At 64.9% G+C, this 25,065-nt stretch carries 23 protein-coding genes; 15 read left to right on the top strand and 8 right to left on the bottom strand.

What is annotated here, in order from left to right:
- Positions 1 to 38: 38 nt before the first annotated feature.
- Positions 39 to 329 carry a hypothetical protein gene (locus GGD66_RS15550; protein WP_018316308.1) on the bottom strand — a complete coding sequence of 97 codons (291 nt, stop codon included), beginning with the start codon at positions 327 to 329 and terminating at the stop codon, positions 39 to 41.
- A 238-nt stretch (positions 330 to 567) separates the two neighbouring features.
- Between GGD66_RS15550 and GGD66_RS15545 the strand changes: the two genes are divergently transcribed.
- Entirely contained in the window at positions 568 to 792 is a 225-nt protein-coding gene (locus GGD66_RS15545) for a hypothetical protein (protein WP_026201645.1), read from the top strand.
- A 65-nt stretch (positions 793 to 857) separates the two neighbouring features.
- Here GGD66_RS15545 and GGD66_RS15540 read toward each other — a convergent pair whose 3' ends face one another.
- Both GGD66_RS15540 and mddA read right to left on the bottom strand, forming a co-directional pair.
- A complete protein-coding gene (locus GGD66_RS15540; RefSeq protein WP_183258273.1) occupies positions 858 to 1,280 on the bottom strand; it encodes a GFA family protein in 423 nt (140 codons plus the stop codon).
- Between the two features lie 217 nt (positions 1,281 to 1,497).
- Positions 1,498 to 2,286 carry a methanethiol S-methyltransferase gene (mddA, locus tag GGD66_RS15535; RefSeq protein ID WP_183258272.1) on the bottom strand — a complete coding sequence of 263 codons (789 nt, stop codon included), beginning with the start codon at positions 2,284 to 2,286 and terminating at the stop codon, positions 1,498 to 1,500.
- A 133-nt stretch (positions 2,287 to 2,419) separates the two neighbouring features.
- On the opposite strand from mddA, the gene GGD66_RS15530 reads away from it, so the two are divergent.
- A complete protein-coding gene (locus GGD66_RS15530; protein ID WP_183258271.1) occupies positions 2,420 to 3,967 on the top strand; it encodes a winged helix-turn-helix domain-containing tetratricopeptide repeat protein in 1,548 nt (515 codons plus the stop codon).
- Between the two features lie 21 nt (positions 3,968 to 3,988).
- Here the strand turns inward: GGD66_RS15530 and irr are convergent, their stop codons facing one another.
- Positions 3,989 to 4,474: a Fur family transcriptional regulator Irr gene (gene irr, locus GGD66_RS15525; RefSeq protein WP_183258270.1), complete on the bottom strand. Its 486-nt coding sequence runs from the start codon at positions 4,472 to 4,474 to the stop codon at positions 3,989 to 3,991.
- A gap of 484 nt (positions 4,475 to 4,958) precedes the next feature.
- On the opposite strand from irr, the gene GGD66_RS15520 reads away from it, so the two are divergent.
- From GGD66_RS15520 to GGD66_RS15490, 7 genes are all read left to right on the top strand, one after another.
- Positions 4,959 to 6,509 carry an ABC transporter substrate-binding protein gene (locus tag GGD66_RS15520; protein WP_183258269.1) on the top strand — a complete coding sequence of 517 codons (1,551 nt, stop codon included), beginning with the start codon at positions 4,959 to 4,961 and terminating at the stop codon, positions 6,507 to 6,509.
- Between the two features lie 270 nt (positions 6,510 to 6,779).
- Positions 6,780 to 7,751 carry an ABC transporter permease gene (locus GGD66_RS15515; RefSeq protein WP_183258268.1) on the top strand — a complete coding sequence of 324 codons (972 nt, stop codon included), beginning with the start codon at positions 6,780 to 6,782 and terminating at the stop codon, positions 7,749 to 7,751.
- Positions 7,748 to 8,587 (top strand): ABC transporter permease, encoded by an 840-nt coding sequence (locus GGD66_RS15510; RefSeq protein ID WP_183258267.1) that lies wholly within the window; start codon positions 7,748 to 7,750, stop codon positions 8,585 to 8,587. Before GGD66_RS15515 ends, GGD66_RS15510 begins: the two co-directional genes overlap by 4 nt.
- A gap of 2 nt (positions 8,588 to 8,589) precedes the next feature.
- Positions 8,590 to 10,209, top strand: a complete 1,620-nt coding sequence (locus tag GGD66_RS15505; RefSeq protein ID WP_183258266.1) for an ABC transporter ATP-binding protein — start codon at positions 8,590 to 8,592, stop codon at positions 10,207 to 10,209.
- 372 nt (positions 10,210 to 10,581) lie between these two features.
- Positions 10,582 to 10,758 carry a hypothetical protein gene (locus tag GGD66_RS15500; protein ID WP_183258265.1) on the top strand — a complete coding sequence of 59 codons (177 nt, stop codon included), beginning with the start codon at positions 10,582 to 10,584 and terminating at the stop codon, positions 10,756 to 10,758.
- On the top strand, positions 10,755 to 10,964 hold the full coding sequence (locus GGD66_RS15495) for a hypothetical protein (protein ID WP_018316320.1): 210 nt from the start codon (positions 10,755 to 10,757) through the stop codon (positions 10,962 to 10,964). The genes GGD66_RS15500 and GGD66_RS15495 overlap by 4 nt, the downstream gene beginning before the upstream one ends.
- A gap of 162 nt (positions 10,965 to 11,126) precedes the next feature.
- Positions 11,127 to 12,065, top strand: coding sequence for an AEC family transporter (locus tag GGD66_RS15490; RefSeq protein ID WP_183258264.1), 939 nt, complete (start codon positions 11,127 to 11,129; stop codon positions 12,063 to 12,065).
- A gap of 15 nt (positions 12,066 to 12,080) precedes the next feature.
- Here GGD66_RS15490 and GGD66_RS15485 read toward each other — a convergent pair whose 3' ends face one another.
- Positions 12,081 to 12,368, bottom strand: a complete 288-nt coding sequence (locus tag GGD66_RS15485; RefSeq protein ID WP_177237079.1) for a hypothetical protein — start codon at positions 12,366 to 12,368, stop codon at positions 12,081 to 12,083.
- A 208-nt stretch (positions 12,369 to 12,576) separates the two neighbouring features.
- On the opposite strand from GGD66_RS15485, the gene GGD66_RS15480 reads away from it, so the two are divergent.
- The 4 genes from GGD66_RS15480 (at position 12,577) to GGD66_RS15465 (ending at position 17,461) form a co-directional block, all read left to right on the top strand.
- A complete protein-coding gene (locus GGD66_RS15480) occupies positions 12,577 to 12,897 on the top strand; it encodes a hypothetical protein (RefSeq protein WP_018316323.1) in 321 nt (106 codons plus the stop codon).
- 224 nt (positions 12,898 to 13,121) lie between these two features.
- The gene (locus tag GGD66_RS15475) at positions 13,122 to 13,847 is read left to right on the top strand and encodes an outer membrane protein (protein ID WP_092255990.1); all 726 of its coding nucleotides are present in this window, start codon (positions 13,122 to 13,124) and stop codon (positions 13,845 to 13,847) included.
- A gap of 165 nt (positions 13,848 to 14,012) precedes the next feature.
- Positions 14,013 to 16,166 (top strand): methyl-accepting chemotaxis protein, encoded by a 2,154-nt coding sequence (locus tag GGD66_RS15470; protein ID WP_018316325.1) that lies wholly within the window; start codon positions 14,013 to 14,015, stop codon positions 16,164 to 16,166.
- 233 nt (positions 16,167 to 16,399) lie between these two features.
- Positions 16,400 to 17,461 (top strand): MBL fold metallo-hydrolase, encoded by a 1,062-nt coding sequence (locus GGD66_RS15465; RefSeq protein WP_183258263.1) that lies wholly within the window; start codon positions 16,400 to 16,402, stop codon positions 17,459 to 17,461.
- A 41-nt stretch (positions 17,462 to 17,502) separates the two neighbouring features.
- On the opposite strand, the gene aroQ is transcribed toward GGD66_RS15465, so the two are convergent.
- Positions 17,503 to 17,934 carry a type II 3-dehydroquinate dehydratase gene (gene aroQ, locus GGD66_RS15460; protein WP_183258262.1) on the bottom strand — a complete coding sequence of 144 codons (432 nt, stop codon included), beginning with the start codon at positions 17,932 to 17,934 and terminating at the stop codon, positions 17,503 to 17,505.
- Positions 17,935 to 18,273: 339 nt separating this feature from the next.
- On the opposite strand from aroQ, the gene hemA reads away from it, so the two are divergent.
- Positions 18,274 to 19,503, top strand: a complete 1,230-nt coding sequence (hemA, locus tag GGD66_RS15455) for a 5-aminolevulinate synthase (protein ID WP_183258375.1) — start codon at positions 18,274 to 18,276, stop codon at positions 19,501 to 19,503.
- 319 nt (positions 19,504 to 19,822) lie between these two features.
- Positions 19,823 to 23,332, top strand: coding sequence for a PAS domain-containing hybrid sensor histidine kinase/response regulator (locus GGD66_RS15450; protein WP_183258374.1), 3,510 nt, complete (start codon positions 19,823 to 19,825; stop codon positions 23,330 to 23,332).
- A 37-nt stretch (positions 23,333 to 23,369) separates the two neighbouring features.
- Here the strand turns inward: GGD66_RS15450 and GGD66_RS15445 are convergent, their stop codons facing one another.
- Both GGD66_RS15445 and GGD66_RS15440 read right to left on the bottom strand, forming a co-directional pair.
- On the bottom strand, positions 23,370 to 23,930 hold the full coding sequence (locus GGD66_RS15445; protein ID WP_183258261.1) for a cytochrome P460 family protein: 561 nt from the start codon (positions 23,928 to 23,930) through the stop codon (positions 23,370 to 23,372).
- Positions 23,931 to 24,002: 72 nt separating this feature from the next.
- Positions 24,003 to 25,031, bottom strand: a complete 1,029-nt coding sequence (locus GGD66_RS15440) for an alpha/beta fold hydrolase (RefSeq protein WP_183258260.1) — start codon at positions 25,029 to 25,031, stop codon at positions 24,003 to 24,005.
- Between the last annotated feature and the right edge of the window lie 34 nt (positions 25,032 to 25,065).

Here is a 25,065-nt window from a genome sequence, read left to right as displayed (position 1 = left end):
GCCCGAGGCGATGCAATCAATTCAATCGAATGGAAATATCAGCGCACGCCGACGCGATTGACCGGGCCGCCGCGATTCATCGGCGTTCCCGCGCGCACGCCGACACCGGGGGCGCCGACGCCGGGCGTTGCGACCGCGGCCCTTGCGACCGGCGCTCCCGGCGCGACCACCACGGCCGCCGTCGGCCGCACCACGCAGCCCTTGGGCACGCCGACCGTCTTGCAATAGACCACCGCCTGCGCCGGGCTCGTGCCCAGCGACACCATCGCCGCGCCGGCCAGCGCCATGACCGTCAGCCCCGCACTCAGCGCTCCAGCTCTCTTCGACATCCTTTGCTCTCCTGCTTCCCGTTCGGCGTCCCGATGCAATCACCGGGTTTCGCAGCCGAGGTGCAGCCTGAATGACAAAAGACGGCGCGCGGATACATGCCATGAAGATGGGGGTCGCTGCGGCCGGGACACCGGGCCGACGCCATGAACATGGCATGGACCCATGCACGACCTTCGCGAGATGGTCCGGCCCGATTGATCCCGGTCGGGACCAACGTCGATTCCAAAGAGGTGCTTTATGAAGATTTCAGCTGTTGCCGCGCTGCTGCTCGCCGCTTCCGCCGTGCCCGCTGCTGCACAATCCGGTCCATCGGTCCAGGAGCAAATGGCCTGCCGTGGCGATGCCAGCAAATTCTGCGCCGAACATATCGGCAAGCCGCCGCAGATGAATGCCTGCCTGCGCGAGAACAAGTCGAAACTCTCGGACAGCTGCCGCAAGGTCGTCGAATCGCGCGGCGGCTGATCCGTCGCCGTTCTCGCGAAGAAGAGAGGAGCGGCGTGCTGCCGCCCTCTCAACACCCGGCGCCGCTACTCCTGCATCATCTCGCCGCTGCCGCCGAACTCGGCCGGAAAATCCTTCAGCTTGGGCAGGCCGTCGCGCATCGGCAGCACGGTCTCGGCATAGTTGACGTGAACGCCGGGCGCGAAGGCGAGCGTTGGGATGGTGGCGGTGAAGACGTCGACCAGGGCGAGCGGCGGATGGTTGGTCATGAGATGGCCGCCGCACTTCTTGCAATATTGGCGCTGGCTGAGCGGCGTCTTGGCAAACGTCTCGACATTCTGGGCGCCTTCGGTGACACGCACGGCCTCGGGCTTCCACAGGCTGAAGGCGTTGACCGGACCGCCCGACCAGGAGCGGCAGGAGCGGCAATGGCAATAGCCCATCGCCTCCGGTGCGCCCGTGACCTCGATCGTGACCGCGCCACAGAAGCAATTTCCGACATGTTTCATTTGGTCGTCTCCGTTTGATGAAGAGGAAGAAAACCTCTCCCCGCTCCTCGTCCACAATATGTCGGGACCGATGGGAATGCGGGGAGAGGTGTCGGGGTGAAGGGGGGATATCACCCCGGGGGACGTTGAGGGGACGGGTATGTGAGATGCTCGCATACCTCAGCCGGCGCGGCCAAGCGTCCTCCGTTCGGCGGACGCGCGCGATGCCGCGACGAGGCTAGAGTGACCGGCGCCAGGGAATAAGCATCGACACCCGTTGTTTGTACTGCCGGTACTCGTCGCCGAAGAGAGCGACGAGGTCGTGCTCCTCCAGCGCGATGCCGACGAAGATGTAGAGCGTGGTGACGACCGCAAACAGCAGATGCCCCGCGGTCATGGTCGGCGCCGCCCAGAACGCAATGATGAAACCGAGATAGATCGGATGGCGGACGAAATTGTAGAGCAGCGGCGTCCTGAACCGCGATGGCGTCATCTCCTTGCCGACCAGATGGTTGGTCACCTGATGCAATCCGAACAATTCAAAATGATTGATCAGGTAGGTGCTGGTGAACACCAGGATCCACCCAGCGAAGGACAGCGTGACCAGCGTCACGGCGAGATCCGGGTTCTCGACATTCCATACGATCGCAGGCAGCGGGCGCCACTGCCAGAACAGGAGCAGCAATGACAGGCTCGCGAACAGCACATATGTCGAGCGCTCGACGGGCTTGGGGACGAACTGCGTCCACCACGCCTTGAACTGCTTGCGTGCCATCACGCTGTGCTGAAGGGCGAACAGCGACATCAGGAGGAGATTGACGATGACGGCTTCGGCCGTCGGCGTGTCGGTTCCGGTATCGATGGTCTTGGGCACCACCAGCCCCATGACGAAGCCGATGGCGTAGAGAATGGTGACGAAAAACACGAGATATGCCGCAATTCCGTACAGAAAGGCGATGAACTTGAAAATGCGTGAGCCCGCAACCTCCGGGCTGATGGAATGAACCTGGTGATCAAGTTGGGTCATAGAACGCTCCATTGTGCCGAGGCATCGACACTGTTTGGTCTTCGCACCATGCCGGATCGGACGCCCCCAGACTTTCGCGACCGGTTGATTTTCGCCTGAGACGACTTTGATTTTTGCTTGAGACGACAGAAACGTGCGATTTCGCTTTGAAAACAACGTGCTCGACGGCGACCTGCGGGAACTCACTTGCGGCGGGACAGCCGTGCCGTTGCAGCCGCAGGTGTTCGATCTCTTGCTCTATCTCGTCGCGCAACGCGCGCGTGTGGTCAGCAAGGATGACCTGATCAGCCAGATCTGGAGCGACCGGATCATCTCGGATTCGGCGCTGAACAGCCGGATCAACGCCGCGCGCAAGGCGCTCGGCGACGACGGCGCGACGCAGCGGCTGATCAAGACCATTCCGCGCAAGGGCTTTCGTTTCGTCGGCGAGGTCCGGGAAGATGTGGCAGCGTCGATCGTGCCGGCCGAAGCCAGGCCCGCGCCGTCGCGCGTGGGGGACCGCCCGGCGATCGCGGTGCTCGCCTTCGAGAACATGAGCGGCGATCCCGCTCAGGACTACTTCGGCGACGGGATCAGCGAGGACATCCTCACGGCGCTGTCGAAGCAGCGCTGGTTCATGGTGATCGCCCGCAACTCGTCCTTCACCTACAAGGGACGCGCAGTCCACCTCAGGCAGATCGCGGAGGAGCTCGGCGTCCGCTACGTCGTCGAAGGCAGCGTGCGCAAGGCGGGCAATCGGCTGCGGATCACCGCGCAGCTGAACGATGCCACGTCAGGCAGCCATCTGTGGGCCGAGCGCTACGACCGCGAGCTGGTCGACGTCTTCGCCGTCCAGGACGAGATCACCAACGCGATCGCCGCGGCGATCGAACCGCAGATTCACGCGGCCGAAAGTTTTCGCGCCCAACGCAAGGGACCTGCGAGCCTGGACGCATGGGATCTGCTGATGCGGGCGCTGTCGCATTATTGGCGCCTGACCCGGCACGATCACGAGACCGCACGGACGCTGCTCGAACGCGCGATCGGGATCGATCCGAATTACGGTCAGGCGCTGTCGGTGCTGGCGGCGAATTACATGTTGGGCGTGCATCTCGGCTGGGCCGAGCTCGCCACCGTGGCGCCGGTAGCGGAAGCCGCCGCGCTGGCCGCGGTGCGCTGCGACCATGAGGATGCCTGGGCGCATGTCGCGCTCGGCAGCGTCTGCTTCTCGACACGCAGGCTCGGGGACGCGCTGTCCGAGTTCGAGCAGGCGCTCGCGCTCAATCCGAACTTCTCGCTGGCGCAGGGCTATTACGCGCTGGCGCTGTCCTATGCCGGACGTCCCAAGGATTCGTTCGAGGCCGCGCAAAGGGCGATCCGGCTGTCACCGCGCGATCCGTCGCTGGCGATCTATCACGGCATCGCCGGCTATGCGCGCTTCACCGAACGCCGTTATGACGAGGCCATCGCGCTTGCGCGCGAGGCGATCCGCCATCGCGGCGATCTCACCGGCGCCTACCGCGTGCTCGCGGTCTCCGCCGGCATGACCGGCGACGGAACGCTTGCGGAGACGGCGCTGGGCGAGCTCCGCCGCACCCAGCCCGACATCTCGCTGCACTGGATCGCGACGCAACTGCCTTGGGCCAATGACGGGGATCGCGAGCACTATCTGGAAGGATTTCGGCGCGCGGGACTGCGCTAGGCGGCTGCTCTTACCCCGGCGCTACGCGCGCTTGCGGCGCAAATGGACGATGACGTCGAGCCGCGCGATCTCGTGGCCGGGAAGCGCCTGCGGAATCCTGGTAAAGGCGAGGCCTTCGGCAACGTCGACCAGCACATCCTCGCCCTCGAGATAGAAGTGCGGATGCACCGAGGTGTCGGTGTCGAAGAACGACTTGATGCCGTCGGCGGCGATCCGGCGCAAGAGGCCCGCCTCGGTGAACTGGTTCAGCGTGTTGTAGACGGTCGCGAGCGACAGATAGGCGTTCGCCGCCATTGCCTCTTCGAACAGGCTCTCTGCGGTGACATGACGATGACCGCGCAGGAACAGCAACTGGCCGAGCGCCAGGCGCTGGCGCGTCGGACGCAAGCCGGCATCGCTGAGCAATTGCAGACAGTGCTGCACCCCTGCATCGGGCGGCAGCTCAAGGCCGGCGACATCAGGACCGCTATCGTCATGCGCAGGGAAATTCGTGGCCTGGATGTCCATCGATCGTCTCACGGCTCAGGGGGAGCAGGACGCACAGCGCCGGGTCCTGCCAGTTGCTATTCGATCGCAAAAGCGGCGGCCTCGCTTTGATCCGGATCAAATCCGGAGCGGGGCCGCCTCTGACTTATCGCAAGGCGGTCCGGTTTATTCCTGGCCCGTTGGGCGGCGACGCGCTCAGCGCATCATGACCGCCTGACGCTTTTGGTCGCAGGCGCAGGCTTGTGCAACGCCTTCGCAGACTCTCGACACGAGTAAGGCCGCTTGATCGCCCGGAGCGGGCCGATCCGCCATGCGCGAAGGTATGCGGAAAACAGGACGCGCTGTACATTTTTTGTGCGAGCACTGTCGCGACTTTCATCTTGCGGCGCCGAACGGGACTGTGTGAGCCTCGATATCGGATGGGGACTGGGATGGACCGGCCGTAGCTTCGCGCGCCATGGCGTGCGAAGCGTTGACGGCTGGTCTCGCTTGAGAAAGATACGACATGCCGAAACGAGTGTTGCTTGGTCTCCTCCTGGCGTGCGGCCTCACGGCCCCGACACTGGCGCAAGAGCCGAAGACCGGAGGTGTGATCAATGCGGTGATCCAGCCCGAGCCGCCCGGCCTGATGCTGGCGATGGTCCAGAACGGCCCCGTGCAGATGGTCTCGGGCAACATCTTCGAGGGCCTGCTGCGCTACAGCCCGAAGCTCGAACCGCAGCCGGAGCTCGCCGAGAGCTGGAGCGTCAGCGAGGACGCCAAGACCTACACGTTCAAGCTCCGGAAGGGCGTCACCTGGCATGACGGCAAGCCCTTCACCGCCGCGGACGTCTTGTTCTCGATCGAGATGCTGAAGCAGACCCACGCGCGCGCCCGCAACAACCTCGCGCAGGTCGACAAGGTCGAGGCGCCCGATGATTACACTGTCGTCTTCACGTTGAAGCAGCCGTTCGGCCCGTTCCTCGGCATCTTCGAGGTCGGCTCGATGCCGATGGTGCCGAAGCATCTCTATGAAGGCACCGACTGGAAGACCAATCCCTACAACAACGCCCCCGTCGGCACCGGCCCCTTCATGTTCAGGGAATGGCAAAAGGGCTCATTCATCCGCCTGGTCAAGAACCCGAACTATCACGAGAAGGGCAAACCCTATCTCGACGAGATCTACTGGCAGATCATTCCCGACGCCGCGGCGCGCTCGGTGGCGTATGAGACCGGCAAGGTCGACGTGCTGCCCGGTGGCTCGGTGGAGAATTTCGACGTGCCGCGGCTGTCCAAGCTGAAGGACACCTGCGTCACCGGCGCCGGCTGGGAGTTCTTCTCGCCGCTGGCCTGGCTGTGGCTGAACAACCGCCAGGGTCCGCTCGCGGACAAGCGGGTGCGACAGGCGGTCATGTATGCGATCGATCGCGACTTCGCCAAGGACGTGATCTGGAACGGGCTCGGCAAGGTCGCGACCGGCCCGTCCGCCTCGACCATCAAATATTACACCGACGACGTGAAGAAATATCCGTACGATCCGGCCAAGGCCAAGGCCCTCTTGAAGGAGGCCGGCTACAAGGGCGAGAAGATCCGGCTGTTGCCGCTCGCTTATGGCGAGACCTGGCAGCGCTGGGGGGAAGCGGTGAAGCAGAACCTCCAGGACGTCGGCATCAACATCGAGACCATTGCCACCGACGTCGCCGGCGGCAACCAGAAGATCGGCGACTGGGACTACGACATCGCCTTCACCTATCTCTACCAGTATGGCGATCCCGCGCTCGGGGTCGGCCGCAACTACGTCTCCAGCGCCATCGCCAAGGGCCAGATGTTCAACAACGTCGAGGGCTATTCCAACCCCGAGATCGACAAGCTGTTTGCCGACGGCGCGGTCGCGACCCCCGACTCCAAGCGTAAGGAGATCTACGAGAAGGCGCAGAAGATCCTGGTCGAGGACGTGCCGGTGGCCTGGATGCTCGAGCTGCAATTCCCGACCATCATGCGCTGCAAGGTCAAGAACCTGATCACCACGGGAATCGGGGTCAATGACGGCTTCAAGGACGCATGGCTCGACAAGTGACGGGCGCTTCGCGTCTGATCTCTCGTGCTGTAGCTTTCGCCGAGTGATTGCCGTCCGAGCCACGGAAAAGGTGCACCTCTCCCGCTTGCGGGGGAGGTCGACGCGCGCCGGGCGATGCGAAGCATCGTCCCAAGCGCGGCGGGTGGGGGCTCTCTCCACTCGGGGACCTTCTCTGCGGAAACACCCCCACCCCTGCCCTCCCCCGCAAGCGGGAGAGGGAGCGCACCGTCGCTGCGGCGACCCTCTCGTCAAACAAGCGTCGCTCTAAGTATGCTCTCCTTTATCGCTCAGCGTGTCCTGAAGGGCGTGATCGTCCTGCTCGCGATCGTCGTCCTCAATTTCTTCCTGATCCGGCTTGCGCCCGGCGACCCCGCGGTGGTGATGGCGGGCGAGGCCGGGGCCAGTGATCAGATCTTCGTCAATCAGCTCAGGGAGAAGTTCGGCCTCGACAAGCCGTTGCCGGAGCAGCTCTTCATCTACGTCAAGGGTGTCGTGACCCTCGACCTCGGCTTCTCCTTCCGCCAGCAGGCGCCGGTCGCAAAGCTGATCGGCGAACGGCTGCCGGCGACGCTGCTGCTGACGCTGACCGCATTCGCGATCTCGCTCGCGCTCGGCATTCTCTTCGGCACCTTCGCCGCGCGCTTTGCCGGAACCTTCCTCGACACCGCCATCACCGTATTCGCACTGATCTTCTACGCCATGCCGATCTTCTGGGTGGCGTTGATGGGCATCCTGCTGTTCTCGGTCACCATGGATTGGCTGCCTAGTTTTGGTTACGAGACGGTCGGCGCCAATCTGACCGGCTTCGCCCACGCGGTCGACGTCGCGAAACACCTGATCATGCCGGCGATGACGCTCGGACTGTTCTTCATGGCGACCTATACCCGCATGACGCGCGCCTCGATGCTGGAGGTGAAGCGGCTCGATTTCGTCAAGACCGCGCGCGCCAAGGGCCTCTCCGAGGCCGTGATCCAGCGCCGCCATGTGCTGCGCAACGCGCTGCTGCCCGTCGTGACGCTGGCCGGCGTGCATTCGGGAACGCTGATCGGCGGCGCCGTCATCACCGAGACCGTGTTCGCCTGGCCCGGGATCGGGCGCCTGATGTACGACGCGCTGTTGCAGCGGGACTATAATCTGCTGCTCGGCGTCTTCGTGATCTGCTCCGCCATGGTCCTGATCTTCAACCTCATCACCGACCTGGTCTATCGCTTGGTCGACCCGCGCATCGAATTCGCCTCATGAAACAGTTCTGGAAATCGATGCTGCGCAGCCCGAGCGGCGTCATCGGGCTCATCATCCTGGTTCTCGCGATCTCGGTCGCGTTGTTCGGACCGATGCTGTTCCCAAACTCGCCATGGCGCATGGTGCAGCGGCCGTTCCTGCCGCCGTTTACGCTCTCCGCCGTGCCGCTCGGCACCGACGCGCTCGGCCGCGACGTGTTCGCCGGTATGATTTTTGGCGCGCGCGTCTCGCTGCTTGTCGGCCTCGTCTCCACGCTGGTCGCGCTGATCGTCGGCGTTCCCATCGGCGCCATGGCCGGCTATTTCGGCGGCAGGGTCGATGACGCCCTGATGCGCTTCACCGAGTTCTTCCAGACCATTCCGAGCTTCGCGCTCGCGATCGTGCTGGTCGCGATCCTGCAGCCCTCGATCTACTCGATCGTGACCTCGATCGCGCTGGTGAGCTGGCCGCCGGTCGCCCGCCTCGTGCGCGGCGAGGTGCTGTCGCTGCGCACGCGGGAATATGTCCAGGCGGCCGTGGTCACCGGCCAGACCAACAGCTGGATCATTATGCGCGAAATCCTGCCGAACGCGCTGTCGCCCGTGATCGTGCTGGCCTCGCTGATGGTGGCGACCGCGATCCTCCTGGAATCCTCGCTGTCCTTCCTCGGCCTCGGCGATCCCAATCTGATCTCCTGGGGCTACATGGTCGGCGCCGGCCGCACCGTGATCCGCCAGGCCTGGTGGATCACCGTGTTTCCCGGCGTCGCCATCCTGATCTCCGTGCTCGGGCTCAATTTGATCGGCGAAGGCCTCAACGACGCGCTCAATCCGCGCCTGTCGCGGGAGGGACGCTGACAATGACCGCCCCGCCCGCCGTCTCCATCAAGAACCTGCGAATTGCCCTGCCCAAAGGCGCCGAGCGTCCCTTCGCCGTCGACGGCGTCTCGCTCGATTTGCGGCCCGGCAAGATCGTCTGCGTCGTCGGCGAGTCCGGCTCCGGCAAGTCGATGTGCGCACATGCGCTGATGGGCCTGTTACCCGACACGGTCTCGGTGGCCTCCGGCGAGATCCAGTTCGAGGGACGCGACCTGCTCAAGCTCGACGACGACGGCTGGCGCGATCTGCGCGGCCGCCGTCTGGCGATGATCTTTCAGGAGCCGATGACCGCGCTCAATCCGTTGATGCGGATCGGCGACCAGATGGCGGAGACGTTCGAGGCGCACGGCCTGCTGACGCCGAGGGAGCGGCGCGCGCGAGCGCTCGCTTTGGCACGGGAAGTCGGCCTGCCCGACCCTGAAAGAATCGTGCGTGCCTATCCGCACCAGCTCTCCGGCGGTCAGCGCCAGCGTGCCATGATCGCGATGGCGCTCGCGCTCGAACCAGCCGTGCTGGTCGCGGACGAGCCGACCACCGCGCTCGACGTCACCACCCAGGCGCAGATCCTCAAGCTGATCCGCAACCTCCAGCGCAACCGCAACATGGCGGTGATGTTCATTACCCACGATTTCGGCGTGGTCGCCGACATCGCCGACCAGGTCGTCGTGCTCCGGCACGGCAAGGTCGTCGAGGAAGGTCCAGCCGCGACGATCTTCAACGCGCCGCAGCACGACTACACCAAGGCGCTGCTCGCCGCGGTGCCCTCGATGGACCCGCCGGCGCGCGAGCCGCTCGACGATCAGGCCAGGGCGGTCGAGGTAATCGGGCTCGACAAGACCTATATCACCTCGGGCGGCTGGTTTCGCGAGGACCGCCGCGTCGATGCCGCGCGCGCGGTCAATTTCAACATCCTCAAGGGCGAGACGCTCGGACTTGTCGGCGAATCCGGCTCCGGCAAATCGTCGGTGGCGCGCCTGGTGATGCGGCTGATCGAGGCCGACCGCGGCACGGTGCGGATCGGCGAGACCGATCTCACCCAGCTCTCAGGCAAGGCGCTACGCGCCGAGCGCCATCGCATCCAGATGATCTTTCAGGATCCGTTCGCCTCGCTCAATCCGCGACGCAAGGTCGGCCACATCATCGCCGACGGCCCGATCGCGGCCGGCCTTGATCCGAAGGCGGCGTTCGACCGGGCCCGCGATCTCCTCAAGTTGGTGGGCCTGGATGCCGGCGCGCTCGAGCGCTATCCGCATGAATTCTCCGGCGGCCAGCGTCAGCGCATCGGCATTGCGCGCGCGCTCGCACTCGAGCCCGAGATCATCGTCGCGGATGAGGCCGTCTCCGCGCTCGACGTCTCCGTGCAGGCCCAGGTCTTGCGCCTGCTAGAAGACCTCAAGACGCGCCTCGGTCTCTCGATGCTGTTCATCACTCACGACTTACGCGTCGCCGCCCAGATCTGCGACCGCATCGCGGTGATGCAGCGCGGCGCCATCGTCGAACTGAAGCCGACCGCGCAGCTGTTCGCCGCGCCCGAGCATGCCTATACGCGCGAGCTGCTGGCGGCGGTGCCGGGACGGAAAGAGCGCGCGCCGGCGGCGTGAGGATCGAGCGCACCGAGTCGCCAAATTCCGGGATTGTTCCAAAAACTTGCCCATGGCCCGAGGTGAAACATATTCGGTCCAGAAGAATTTTCTTGACGAGAATATCCTTGCTGATGAGTGCAGGGATCAAGTCGACACCAGCATCCGTCGCGCCGCTCCTGAACCGCGCGACGGATGTGAGCTGGTGAGCGGTCTCTCAACCCGGCGCATCAAAGGCACGGGAGACGTTGGGATACCGGAGTGCGCTCACGCGTTTTTTACTCCTTCGTGATCGGCGACACCGCTTCAAAGCCGAAGACGGCGTCTTAGATGACGATGAAATGATAAGCGTCATCTGATGACGGGATCTGCCAACTGATATTCGGAGCCAACATGGGCGAAGTCATTCGATTTGTCTCAAAGTCCGAGCGCGAGCGAGCACGTCTCATCCAGGAGGCGCGCGCCATCTACGACAGTATCTTCCCGCCGACCGACCCGGCCAGCGAAGGCCAGGATAAGGCCGCGATCGGCCGTACATATATCGGCCGCGAGGGGGGTAATTTGTCGTGATCAAGATCATCGCCGTGCTCTGCAGCCTTGCCTCCCCGACCAATTGTCACGAGCAGGTCGTCACCACCTCGGATTTCGCGCAGGTTTCGGTGCAGTCCTGCCTGATGGGCGCGCCGCAGCTCGCCGACTGGATGAACCAGCATCCAGCGGAGCGACTGGCTGCGTGGCGCTGCGTGATCGGTCAACAGGCCGGCCGGGGGATCTAACGTCTGACGGCCGCGTTCGATCGGCGCGTCGCGCCCGGCCATGACGGTCTCGACTGAAGGGAACGCTTGAGCCAGGGACCACGGCTCGACCAAAGCCGTGACGACACTCCATTGCCGGGGTAACCTCTCGTTGCAGCCATTGGCAGCAAGGGGGGAATCCGGATGGAAGTCGCGAGCCTCGTTCTTCCCGTATTCGCGATCATCGTCACCGGCTGGCTGGCCGGCGAGCTCGGCTATCTCTCCCGCTCGCTCGCCGACGCGCTGGTGCATTTCGCCTATAACGTGGCAATGCCTGCGCTATTGATCGTCACCATCGCGCAGGAGCCCGCGCGCAATCTGCTGGAATGGCGTTTCCTGCTCGCGTTCGGCGGCGGCTCCCTCGTCTGCTTTGCGCTGGTCTTCCTGGTGGTCCGCGCCGGCGGAAAGCATGATCTCGCCAGCAGCACGATTCATGGCATGGCGGCGGCGATGACCAATACCGGCTTCGTGGCGCTGCCTATCCTGCACGCGATCTACGGCCAGCCCGCCGTCCTGCCTGCTGCGGTCGCGACGGTATTCGTCGCGACCGTGATGTTTCCGATCACGGTTATCCTGCTGGAAAGGGACGCGCGCGGATCGGCCGCGCAGTCCGCGGGCCTCGCGAAGCAGATCCTGCTCAATCCGATGGTGCTGTCGACGCTTTGCGGTCTCGTCTGGGCGATCACAGGCCTGCCGATTCCGGCGCCGGTCGCGGCCTATCTCAACATGATTGCCGCCGCGCTCACGCCCTGCGCACTGTTTGCCATCGGCCTCGGCCTGTCGGTCGAGGGCCTGCGCTCCAACCTGAAGGCAACGTTCGCGCTCGCGGTCGTGAAGCTCGTGATCATGCCGCTGATCGTCTACGGCCTTTGTGTGATCACCGGCCTCAACGCGCTCTACACCGTTGCCGCCGTGATATGCGCCGCCGTGCCCACGGCGAAGACGGTGTACGTGCTGGCGCACGAGCATAAGGTCGAGGAGAAACTGGTCGCGGCCACGGTCTCGGTCACGACGATGCTGTCGGTCGCGACATTGCTGGTCGCGCTATACCTTCTCTCGGGTCTGGCGACCGGCACGCGCTAACCCGCATGGGCGCACTTATCGCGTGGTGTTGCTCCAGGTGGGCGCTGAATTGGTCACGCCGACCGAGGGCCAATTGTAAGATCCGACCGACGGTGCCGTGACCGTTCCGACCGTCTGGCCGGACGAGCCGTAGGACGCCCGCGGCTGCACGGCAGTGGGCGCTCCGGCGCCGCCATAGGTTGGGGCCACCACGCCCGTGCTGTAATGTCGGCTCGACCGCGCCTTCTTCGCTTCAGCCGCAAAGGGCGCGGCAAGCAGCCCGGTCGTGATGAGCGCGGCAATGGCGAGTTTGATGCTTGTCATGGCTGATCCCTCGATCGCTGGGGCCCTTGTGCCATGTGTTCATTGATCGCACGATGTCCATAGGCACAAGTTCATAACTCCGTGTGCTGGCGAATGTGCCGAAGCAATGCGTTCGTCATCTCCGCTTCGGACGGATCATGCCCACCTTCGGATGGACCCGAATCAGCGCTAGTGCATTGCCCTCAGCGACTTCGCGTATTGAGGCGACATGACCGGGCCCGAACTGAAGCAACTCCGCGCCGACCTCTCCGATGTCCTCGAGAGGAAGCTCACGGCGGCCGACATGGCAAAGCTCTGCGGATTGCCGGAGAAAGGCGGCGGCGACACCATCCGGCGCTGGGAGGTGAGCGGCCCGACGCCGGAGGCGACCAAGGTGCTGCGCGTGCTTGCGATGGCGAGCGAGCGCTACCCGATCCTGGAGAAGTTCGACATCTTCGATCGACATGACGTGCGCGAGGAAGACCGCCCCGCGAAGCGCGCGGCGTTCCGCGCGCAGATGCGCGATGAGGCGCGACGGCGTCTCGGTTAACGAAGGACGCGCAGAAGTTACCGAAGGGCCGCGAGGTTAAGCCTTCCTTCACCACTTCTTAAGCCGGCATTAAGCACGAAATTCATTTGCAGCCCAATAAGTTAGGTTGGGTCTCGCTGTGCCATGCATGTGACAGCATTTTCGTCAAAAGCGAGCTATCTGCAAAACCAACGCGGCGCGGAAAGCGCGCCTGCCGGGGACCTTAAGTGTCGGAGTTCAAGACGATGAAGAAGATTCTGTTTGCGACCGTTGCGCTGCTCGTGATGGGCGCTGCTGCACCGGCCGTCGGCGCCGATCTCGGCAACCGCAACTATTACAAGACGCCCGCGCCGGCCTATGCCGCGCCGATCTACAACTGGACCGGCTTCTACATCGGCGGCCATATCGGCGGCGCGTTCTCCAGCGACAACAATTTCAACGGCCTTTCCACCGGCAACAACGGCAACGGCCGTTTCCTCGGCGGCGTGCAGGTTGGTGGGGACTGGCAGTTCCACCCGAACTTCGTGGTCGGCGTCGAGGGCCAGTATTCCTGGCTCTCCGGCAGCGTCGGCGCCGTGTTTCCGGGCGGCATCGCCTACACCAACGACCAGCGTGGCCTCGGCTCGATCACCGGCCGCGTCGGCTACACCTGGGGCCCCGGCCTCGTCTATGTGAAGGGCGGCTACGCCTATTCGGACAACAACGAGAAGGTGACGGTCGGCGGCGTGCCGACCGCGTTCGTCATCACCGGCGATCACCGCAACGGCTACACGGTCGGCGCCGGCCTCGAATACATGTTCGCCCCGAACTGGTCGGCCAAGGCCGAGTACCAGTACTACAATTTCGGCGACTCGAGCTTCACCGGCGGCCCGCTCGCGGGCACCGGCAGCTTCACGACCGACGACCACACCATCAAGGCGGGCGTCAACTACCGCTTCAACTGGGCAAGCCCGGCCGTCGCGCGCTACTGATCGGTTACCACAACCTTACCAGGACGGAAGGGCCGGCGATTTCGCCGGCCCTTCTTTTTTCGCCCTGCGGAACACGCGCAACCGTTTGCGGAGATTGCGAATTTTTAACCGGCGGTGCGGATACTGCCGGCCGCAAACAGAAGCAAGAACGTTGGGGGAATTTCGATGGCGATCCGTTTCAGCCTTGGCGGCTCACTTGGCCGGATGCGGCCTCGTTTCAAAATGCCGACCTGGGGCGTGCGCGGCAGCCTGTTCGCGGCCTTTGCAGTGATCGCGGGCATGGGCCTCGTGATCGCAGCCGGCGCCGGCCTGGCGCTGCAGAATCTCGGCGGACGGATGACCGAGCTGAGCGGGCGGGACATTCCGCGCCTCACTGCCAGCCTGCAATTGTCGGCCCTCAGCGCCAGCCTGGCGGCACAGGGACCTGCCCTGCTCGCGGCTCAAACCGAGGAAGCCCTGAATGAGCGCACCAAGAAGCTCAAGGAGCTGCAGGAGCAGACGCAGCAGAAGCTCACCGAGATCATCGGGCTCGGCGGCGACAAGACCGTCGTCTCCGGACTCAGCGAGACGATGAAGAGCATCAACGAGGCGGCGCAGAGCCTCGCCAAGGCCGCCCGCGAGCGGCTCGATATCGCCGCCCTCCATGACAAGCAATATGACGCGCTGCGCAGCGCCCAGGGCGCCTTCGTCGGCGCGGCCAGTCCGGCGATGCTCGACGCGCAGACCCGGGTCAACGCCATTCTCGGCTCGGCCGACCTGTCCGCCGCAGATGCCAACGATGCCGCGCAGACCGTCGGCCAGCTCGGCAACGTCGTCGCCAGCGGCAATCTCGCGGCCGCCAACATGAGTGCGGCACTGTCGGCGAACACCAGCGACAAGCTCGACGACATCCAGAAGGAATTCAAGACGGCACAGGGACGCCTGCGGTCCAACCTCGATCTGTTGCCGGACAATCAGGGCAACAAGATGCTGCGCGAGACGGCGGAGAAGCTGATGGCGCTCGGCACCGGCAAGACCGGCGTGTTCAATCTGCGTGAGAAGGAGCTCGACTCCGTCGACTACGGCCAGACCATCCTGGACGAGACCCGCAAGCTCAATGTCGGCCTCGGCATCAGCGTGCAGCAGCTCGTCGACGGCGTGCAGAAGGAGACCAACGCCTCGACCTCGCAGGCGCAGCAGGAGACCTCGCTCGCGACGACCGTGATGCTGGCCCTTGGTGCCTTGATGCTGGTCGGCTCGGCGCTGTTCGTCTGGCTCTATGTCGGCCGCAACATCCTGCGCCGCATCCGTGAGCTTCAGCGCGCCATGCAGCTGCTGTCGGCCGGCGACCTCGACACCGAGATCGTCCGCTCCCGGCAGAACGACGAGATCGGCGTGATGAAGGAAACGCTGACCGTGTTCCGCGACAGCATGATCGAAGCCCGGGCGCTCGCCGCGGAGCAGGACAAGGACCGTGTCGCCAAGGCCGAGCGGGCCGCGCGCATGGAAGCGAAGATCGCCGAATTCGAAAGCACGGTGCGCTCCGCGCTCGACAATCTGGCGCAGTCGGCCAATTCGATGCAATCGACCGCGCAGAGCATGTCGACCACCGCCGACCAGTCCAACGCGCTGGTCAACGCGGTCGCCTCCGCCGCCGAGGAGACCTCGGTCAACGTGCAGACCGTGTCGTCAGGCACCGAGCAGCTGTCGTCCTCGATCGAGGAGATCAGCAAGCAGGTCGTGACCTCGGCCGCGATCGCCAAGAAGGCGGTCGACGAGGCCGGCGCCACCGACACCACGGTGCAGAGCCTTGCCGACAGCGCGAGCCGCATCAGCGTCGTGGTCGACCTGATCCAGACCATCGCCTCGCAGACCAACCTGCTCGCGCTCAACGCCACCATCGAGGCGGCGCGTGCGGGCGAGGCCGGCCGCGGCTTCGCCGTGGTTGCCTCCGAAGTGAAGAGCCTCGCGAGCCAGACCGCCAAGGCCACGGAGGAAATCCGCACCCAGATCGCCAGCATGCAGGAGATCACGACATCGGCGGTGGGCGCCATCCAGGGCATCGGCCGGATCATCGGCGAGATCGACAACGTGACCACGACGATCGCAGCCGCGGTCGAGGAGCAGGGCGCCGCCACCCGCGAGATCGCGCGCAACATCCAGCATGCGGCCGGCGGCACCAGCGAAGTCTCCAGCAACATCGTCGGCGTCTCCACCGCCTCGGCCGAAGCCGGCGCCGCGGCAAACGAAGTGCTGGGCGCCTCCGACGCGCTCCGGCGCGAAGCCGACATGCTGCGCGGAGAGATCGACGCGTTCCTCAACAACATGCGGGCGGCCTGACGTCATTCCGGGGCGCCTCGAAGAGGCGAACCCGGAATCTCGCAACAATCTCCAGATTCTCGGGTGCGCAACAGCGCACCTGAGTTCGCGCTCCGCGCGCCCCGGAATGACGACGTTTTTTACGGTCACGACCGGGACGCGGAAAAACGCCGCCCGGTATGTCCGCCATGCGGAGACCACGGACGGTCCTTTTTCGGCTGGCGTCCCGCCGTATGTGCGGGTACCGATAATGCATGAACGCAAAAACCGACACCGCACAGTCCTCGGCCGAAGCCCTGCGCTACCCCTGGGAACAGCACCCCGGCCACGACGAGGTCGTGGAGATCAGGCCCGGCGTGTTGTGGGTGCGGCTGAAGCTGCCGTTCCGCCTCAACCATGTGAACATCTACCTGCTCGCCGACGGCGACGGTTATGCGATGGTGGATACCGGCTTCGGCAACGAGGAAACGATCGAGGCCTGGACCAAGCTATTCGACGGGCCGCTGAAGGGCGTCCACATCACGCGCCTGATCGTCACGCACTCCCACCCTGACCATGTCGGCCTTGCCGGCTGGGTCGTCGAGCGGTTCAACTGCCCGCTGGTGATGTCGCAGGTCGAATATCTGCAATCGGTCTATCACCAGAACCGCGGCACCGCGGAGCGGCAGGAAGCGCAGCGGCTGTTCTTCCGCCGCCACGGCATGGACGAGTCGCTCACCGAAAAGCTGCTCGGCCGCGGCCAGGATTATCTCAAGCGCGTTTCGGTGCTGCCGCCCTCCTACCGCCGCATCTCCCATGGCGAGGACGTCGTGATCGGCACGCGCCGCTTCAAGGTGATCACCGGCGGCGGCCACGCGCTCGACCAGGTGATGCTGTATTGCGCCGACGACAAGCTGTTCCTCTCCGCCGACCAGGTGCTGAGCAAGATCTCGCCCAATGTCAGCGTCTGGGCGGTCGAGCCCGACCAGAACTCGCTCGGCGAATATCTGGCTTCACTCGCCAGCCTCACCACGACGCTGCCCTATGACGTCCTGGTGCTGCCCGGCCACGGCGTGCCGTTCTACAGATTGAAGACCCGCATCAAGCAGCTCGCCGACCACCATGAAGAGCGCTGCCGCCTGATCGCGGAAGCCTGCCGCGAGGTGCCACAGACCTCGCGCGCCCTGGTGCCCGTCGTGTTCAACAAGCATGTGCTCGACGAACACCAGATGGGCTTTGCCGCCGGCGAGCTCGTCGCCCACGTCAACTACATGATCGTCGAGGGCCGGCTGACGGCAGAGACGAAGGACGGCATGCTGCAGTTCCGGACGACGTGAGCTTTTTGCCTCTTCCCGCAAGCGCGGCAAGGGAGCAGACCTCACTTCATATTCGCGATTGCATGCAGCGCCGCGATGTAGCCGAACGGTCCGAGGCCACAGATCACGCCGGTCGCCACGAACGAGATCTTGGAGTGGCGGTGATATTCATCGCGGGCGTGGATGTTGGAGATGTGGACTTCCAGCACCGGCCCTTCGAACGTCTTGATCGCGTCCATGATCGCGACCGAGGTGAAGGAAAATCCGGCCGGATTGATGATGATTGCATCGGCATCCTGCCGCGCCGACTGGATCAGGTCGACCAGCACGCCTTCATGGTTGGATTGGTGGAAGGCGAGCTTGAGCCCGAGCGTTGCGGCAGCCGCCTCGCAGCTCGCGTTGACCTCTGCGAGCGTCGTGGTGCCGTAGATGTGCGGCTCGCGGATGCCGAGCATATTGAGGTTGGGACCGTTCAGAACCATGACACGCTTCATCGGGCGTCCTTTCGCATGCGCTAGTCGGGCGCCGATCTGCGCCTCGTCGAAACAAGGCTACGACATCGGCGCGACCAGCTCAGCAATCATGGACGGAGCGCGCCCCATGGACAAAATGTCCAAGCCGGCGGCAACGGTCCCCGGCTTTCCCGGAGCCTCGGCCCGCGCGGACGGGCCAGCGTTAGGCGTTTGATCCACATCAACTATCGCCGGCGAGACGCCGCTATCAATGGACCCGCGCGCCTCGTCACAAATGTGTGCGGGCGCATGGACATTGGAGCTGGAAAAGCTCTAAAAATGAGCGGCCGCCGTGGCCGGGTTCCGTTGCAGGTTTTGCCGATGGATTACAACCAGTTCTTCGATTCCGCCCTCGATCGTCTCCATTCCGAGCGGCGCTACCGCGTGTTCGCCGACCTGGAGCGCACGGCCGGCCGATTCCCCCACGCGGTCTGGCACTCGCCCAAGGGCAAGCGCGACGTCGTGATCTGGTGCTCGAACGATTATCTCGGCATGGGCCAGCATCCGAAAGTGGTCGGCGCCATGGTCGAGACCGCGACGCGCGTCGGCACCGGTGCCGGCGGCACCCGCAACATCGCCGGCACGCATCACCCACTGGTGCAGCTCGAGGCCGAGCTCGCCGATCTCCACGGCAAGGAAGCCGCGCTACTGTTCACCTCGGGCTATGTCTCGAACCAGACCGGCATCCCGACCATCGCAAAACTCATTCCGAATTGCCTGATCCTGTCGGACGAGCTCAACCACAATTCGATGATCGAGGGCATCCGCCAGTCCGGCTGCGAGCGGGTCGTGTTCCGCCACAACGATCTTGCGCATCTCGAGGAGCTGTTGAAAGCGGCCGGCCCGAATAGGCCGAAGCTGATCGTCTGCGAGAGCCTCTATTCCATGGACGGCGACGTCGCCCCGCTCGCCAAGATCTGCGATCTCGCCGAGAAGTACGACGCGATGACCTATGTCGACGAAGTCCACGCGGTCGGCATGTACGGCCCGCGCGGCGGCGGCATCGCCGAGCGTGACGGCGTCATGCACCGCATCGACATCCTCGAAGGCACGCTGGCGAAAGCCTTCGGCTGCCTCGGCGGCTACATCGCCGCCAACGGCCAGATCATCGACGCCGTGCGCTCCTATGCACCGGGCTTCATCTTCACCACCGCGCTGCCGCCGGCGATCTGCTCGGCTGCGACCGCCGCGATCAAGCACCTGAAGACCTCGAACTGGGAGCGCGAGCGCCACCAGGACCGTGCCGCCCGCGTCAAGGCGATCCTCAACGCCGCCGGCCTGCCTGTGATGTCGAGCGACACCCACATCGTGCCGCTGTTCGTCGGCGATCCCGAGAAGTGCAAGCAGGCGTCCGACCTCCTGCTCGAGGAGCACGGCATCTACATCCAGCCGATCAACTATCCGACGGTCGCCAAGGGCAGCGAGCGGCTGCGCATCACGCCTTCGCCCTATCACGACGATGGCCTGATCGATCAACTCGCCGAGTCCCTGCTGCAAGTGTGGGAGCGCCTGGGTCTGCCGCTGCGCCAGAAGTCGCTCGCGGCGGAGTAGGTCTGTCTTACCCTCCCCTGGAGGGGGAGGTCGGCTCCCATTGAGCGCAGCGAAATGTGGACCGGGGTGGGGTGACGGTGTCTCCTCATCCAACCGTGCCCGAGTGGATAGATCACCCCACCCCGCCCGCGCTTCGCGCGATCGACCCTCCCCCTCCAGAGGAGGGTGAGAGCAGGCAGCTCGCCCTACGACTTAACGACAACCCCAGTTCCCACCGCCGCGCGGCATTTCGCTGTCGCCTCGCCCCGTCCAACGCGCTAGAATTACTGGGAAAATGAGCTCGGGCGCCGCCGGCGCCCTTTCGAGAAGCGCGCTCGCCATGCTGCACGATTGGGGCGTGATCGCCGCCGCCTTCGGCTATATCGGCTTCCTGTTCCTGGTGGCGAGCCATGGCGACCGCCGCTCGCCGGCCGGGCGCGGCCGTGCCTCCGGGCTGATCTATCCGCTCTCGCTGGCGATCTACTGCACCTCCTGGACCTTCTTCGGCTCGGTCGGCTTCGCCACCCGCGCCTCGACCGACTTCCTCGCCATCTATGTCGGCCCGATCCTGATGATCGGGTTAGGCGCCGGCGTATTGCGCCGCGTGATCCAGCTCGCGAAAGCCCACAACATCACGTCGATCGCCGACTTCATCGGGGCCCGCTATGGCAAGAGCCAGGCGGTGGCGGCCACCGTCGCGCTGATCGCGATCATCGGCTCGGTGCCCTACATCGCGCTCCAGCTCAAGGCGGTCGCCTCCTCGCTCGAAACCATCCTGAGCGAAGACCAGGCCTTCTCCCACATCCCGATCGTCGGCGACGTCGCGCTGATGGTGACGCTGGCGATGGCGGCCTTCGCCGTGCTGTTCGGCACGCGTCAGACCGATGCGACCGAGCACCAGCACGGCCTGATGCTGGCGATCGCGACCGAATCCATCATCAAGCTGGTCGCCTTCCTCGCCGCCGGCATCTTCGTCACATTCTGGATGTTCTCGCCGCACGAACTGATCGAGCGCGCCATGAAGACGCCGGAGGCGGTGCGCGCCATCAACTATTCGCCGTCGATCGGCAACTTCCTCACCATGACGCTGCTGTCGCTTTGCGCCATCATGCTGCTGCCGCGCCAGTTCCACGTCAGTGTGGTCGAGAACTCCTCGGATGCCGAGGTCGGCCGCGCGCGCTGGCTGTTCCCGCTCTACCTCGTCGCCATCAATCTGTTCGTGATCCCGATCGCGCTCGCCGGCCTCGTCACCTTCCCGTTCGGCGCGGCCGACCCTGACATGTACGTGCTGGCGCTGCCGATGGAGGGCGGTGCGGGGCTTCTCAGCGTCGCCATTTTCGTCGGCGGCCTGTCGGCGGCGACCGCGATGGTGATCGTCGAATGCGTCGCACTCTCCATCATGGTCTCGAACGACCTCGTGGTGCCGCTGGTGCTGCAACGGCGGCCGGAAGGACGCGCCGGCGGCGCGGATTTCAGCGACTTCCTGCTGCGCTCGCGGCGGCTTGCGATCTTCGCCATCATGGTGATGGCCTATTTCTACTATCGCGCGCTCGGCAATACCCAGCTCGTGGCGATCGGCCTGCTCTCCTTTGCCGCCATCGCGCAGCTTGCGCCGAGCTTCTTCGGCGGGCTGCTGTGGCGGCGCGCGACCGCGCGCGGCGCCATCGGCGGCATGCTGGTCGGCTTCGTGGTGTGGCTCTACACACTGTTCATCCCGAGCTTCATGGATACCTCGACATCAGGCATCCTGCTGCTCCAGCATGGCCCCTTCGGCATCGAGGCGCTGCGGCCGCAGGCGCTGTTCGGCGCCGATCTGCCTTCCTTGATGCACGGCGTGATCTGGTCCCTGTCGCTCAACATCCTGACCTATGTGCTGCTGTCGCTGGCACGAAGGCCCTCGTCGATCGAGCTGCTGCAGGCCGATCTGTTCGTGCCCAATACGCTCGCGCCGATCTCACCGAGCTTCCGCCGCTGGCGCACCACCGTCACCGTGCAGGACATCCAGACCACTGTGGCGCAATATCTCGGACCCGACCGCGCCCGGCATTCCTTCGAGGCGTTCTCCGCGCGGCGCAACGTTCGTCTGGAGACGGGAGCGCCCGCCGATTTCGAGCTGTTGCAGCACGCCGAGCACCTGATCGCCTCCTCGATCGGCGCTGCCTCCTCGCGCCTCGTGATGTCGCTGCTGCTGCGCAAGCGCACGGTCTCGGCCAAGGCTGCACTCAAGCTGCTCGACGACTCCCACGCGGCCCTGCATTTCAACCGCGAGATCCTCCAGACCGCGCTCAACCACGTGCGCCAGGGCATAGCCGTGTTCGATGCCGATCTGCAGCTGATCTGCTCCAACCGGCAGTTCGGTGATCTCCTCAACGTGCCCCCGCATATCGTCCAGTTCGGCGAGCCGCTGCGCGATATCCTGGAATTCATCGGCGTGAGCGATCCGGACGACCCGGTCGAGCGCGAGGCCATGCTGGAGCGGCGCCTCGCCGCCTACACCACCGACAGCGAGCCATATCTCGAACGCCTGCCGGAACGCCACATGGTGATCGAGGTGCTCACCAATCGCATGCCCGGCGGCGGCTTCGTCATCACCTTCACCGATGTCACGCCAACCTTCGAGGCGGCGGAAGCGCTGGAACGCGCCAACGCGACACTGGAAAAGCGTGTGCGCGACCGCACCGAGGAGTTGACGCGGCTGAACTCCGAGCTGGCGCTGGCCAAGAGCGCGGCGGAAGACGCCAGCATCTCCAAGACGCGCTTCCTCGCCGCCGCCAGCCACGACATTCTCCAGCCGCTGAACGCGGCGCGGCTCTATGTCACGAGCCTGGTCGAGCGCCAGCACAGCGGCGAGGAGACGCGGCTGGTCGAGAACATCGACGAATCGCTGCAGGCGATCGAGGAGATCCTCGGCGCGCTGCTGGACATCTCGCGGCTGGACGCCGGCGCGATGACGACCTCGACCTCGAGCTTCAAGATGGCCGATCTGATGCGCTCGCTGGAGATCGAGTTCGCGCCGATCGCGCGTGCCAAGAACCTGGAGCTCACCTTCGTGCCGTGCTCGCTGCCGGTCGAATCGGACCGGCTGCTGCTGCGGCGCCTGCTGCAGAATTTGATCTCGAACGCGATCAAATACACCCCGCGCGGCCGCGTCCTGGTCGGCTGTCGCCGGCAAGGCCCTTCGCTCAAGATCTGCGTCTACGACACCGGCGTCGGCATCCCGCCGGTCAAGCGCGGCGAGATCTTCAAGGAATTCCACCGCCTCGAGCAGGGCGCGCGGATCGCGCGCGGGCTGGGGCTCGGCCTGTCGATCGTCGAACGCCTGGCGCGCGTGCTCAAGCACGGCATCGCCATCGACGGCAACAGGAGCGGCGGCTCGGTCTTCTCCGTGACGGTGCCGACGGCGAAAGCGATCACCCACACCGCCGCGGTGACCAGCGCGACGCCGCTGGCGCGCACGCCGATTTCAGGCGCCCTGATCGTCTGTATCGAGAATGACGCGGCGATCCTCGACGGCATGCGCACGTTGCTGAAGGCCTGGGACGCCGAAGTGATCGCGGTCGCCGATCCCGAAGGCGCGATCGCCGCCATCGAGACGGCGGGACGGCGCGTCACCGGCCTCCTGGTCGACTATCATCTCGACCGCGGCAACGGCATTGCCGCGATCCGCGAGATCCGCCGCCGCTTCGGCGACGGCATCCCCGCAATCCTGATCACCGCGGACCGCAGCCCCGCCGTGCAGGTCGCTGCGCGCGACGAGAAGGTCGCGGTGCTGAACAAGCCGGTCAAGCCGGCCTCGCTCCGCGCCCTGCTCGGTCAGTGGCGCACGCAGCAGATGGTGGCGGCGGAGTGAAGCGGCTTGCTGGCGACGGCCGGCACGTTTGCACAATTCAGGGCGCCAGCCGCGTGAAGACGTAGTCCCGGCTCTTGGCGCGAGCTTCGTGACAGCCCCAGCAAGTGCGGTGCTGGGCCTCGTCGACCGGTTTGCCGTCGATGAAACGACCGAAGCCCCAGCCGCCCGTCGCCGCGTATTTTTTGGAATCCTTGACCATCACCTGGACCGTGGTGGCGGCACCAGGAATTGTCGCGGACGCGAACTCCGGCGACTGTTTCCGCTTCCAGGCGCGCTTGACCAGGATGGTGCCGTCAGGGAACGGCAGCTTGCCGGCTTGATACGCCTCGATTGCGGTCTGGTTGCCAACGACGGCGCGAAGCTCGTCGAGCGGCGCGGCTTCTTCGGCCGGCGCGATCAGCTCCCACTGCTTGTAACCGGGCGGAATCGTGACGCCGAAGATCGGCGAGGCGTCTGCCGTGTTTTGCGCAGGCCCCTCGGCAAGAGCGATCGAGACCAGATAGGGCACGCAAGTCAGCAGAACGACCAGAAGAAGCACGGCCAGCGTGATCACCGTGACGTAGGATCGCTCATTCTTTTCAGGTTCAATAAATGGCATGACGTTTCTTCAAGCTGGGATCGCGGTACATCCCCGGCCCAGCCACGCTGGACCGAGGCACGCATGAAATGCTCACGCGCCGTCGGCGTCGATGACGGCCTTGGCAAAGGCTTGCGGTGCTTCCTGCGGCAGATTGTGGCCGATGCCGCCGGTGATCAGGCGAAACTCGTATCGGCCCGAGAACTTCTTGGCATAGGCGCTCGGGTCGGGATGCGGCGCGCCGTTGGCGTCGCCCTCCATCGTGATCGTCGGCACCTCGATGACGGGAGCCGCCGCCAGCTTCTTTTCGAGATGCTCGTATTTCGCTTCGCCCTGGGCGAGCCCGAGTCGCCAGCGGTAGTTGTGGATCGTGATCGCGACATGATCCTTGTTGTCCAGCGCCGCCGCACTTCGATTGAAGGTGGCGTCGTCGAACTTCCATTGCGGTGAGGCGAGCTTCCAGATCAGCTTGGCGAAATCATGCGTGTACTTCTCGTATCCGGCACGGCCGCGCTCGGTCGCGAAATAGAACTGGTACCACCATTGCAGCTCGGCGGACGGCGGCAACGGCGCGTTGCCGGCGGCCTGGCTGGAGATCAGATAGCCGCTGACCGACACCAGCGCGCGGCAGCGCTCCGGCCACAGCGCGGCGATGATGTCGGCGGTGCGCGCGCCCCAATCGAAGCCGGCGATAACAGCCTTCTTGATATCGAGCTTGTCCATCAGCGCGATGACGTCGGCGGCCATCGCAGCAGGCTCGCCGTTGCGCGGCGTCTCGCTGGAGAGGAAATGCGTCGTGCCGTAGCCGCGCAGATGAGGGATGATCACGCGATAGCCGGCCTTGGCCAGGATCGGCGCGACGTCGACGAAGGCGTGAATGTCGTAGGGCCAGCCGTGCAGCAGGATCGCCACGGGACCGTTCGAAGGACCCGCCTCCGCATACCCGACATTGAGGACGCCGGCATCGATCTGCTTGATCGCCCCGAAGGACGCAGTCGATGCGGACGATTTCGGCGCTTCGGTCTCAGCGCGCGCGAGTTCGATCACGCCGAGGCCGACGGCGACGGTTCCGGCGGCGACGCCAAGGAACTGGCGGCGATGCTGATCGATGATCTGCTTCATGGTGGTGCTACCTTTCTTGATGGTTGGTGATGGC

The sequence above is a fragment of the Bradyrhizobium sp. CIR48 genome (assembly GCF_014198315.1).
Classification (GTDB): Bacteria; Pseudomonadota; Alphaproteobacteria; order Rhizobiales; family Xanthobacteraceae; genus Bradyrhizobium.
This window is presented reverse-complemented; position numbering and strand designations above follow the sequence as displayed.